Origin of the sequence: Citrobacter sp. TBCS-14 (assembly GCF_005280805.1) — a bacterium.
Classification (GTDB): Bacteria; Pseudomonadota; Gammaproteobacteria; order Enterobacterales; family Enterobacteriaceae; genus Citrobacter; species Citrobacter gillenii.
The window spans coordinates 1-212 of record NZ_SZWM01000477.1; the positions used below are offsets into that span (position 1 = coordinate 1).

At 51.9% G+C, this 212-nt stretch carries 1 protein-coding gene; it reads left to right on the top strand.

The genetic code is table 11. The features are described 5' to 3' along the window. The coding region (locus FDX22_RS31350; RefSeq protein WP_255432966.1) for a phosphoethanolamine transferase domain-containing protein at positions 1 to 212 on the top strand (212 nt) is incomplete at both ends.

The window sequence follows — 212 nt, forward strand, 5'->3', positions numbered from 1 at the left end:
ATCGCGTTCTACAAACAGGTACTGCAAGACCTTCCGCTGGATTCCCTGCGCAATATCCTGGTGTTCTTATCGATGCCGGTTGTCGCGTTCAGCGTCATGAATATCGTGCTCACGCTGGCCTCTTTCCTGTGGCTTAACCGCCTGGTCGCGTGCATTTTCATTTTGGTCGGAGCATCCGCCCAGTATTTCATCATGACCTACGGCATCATCAT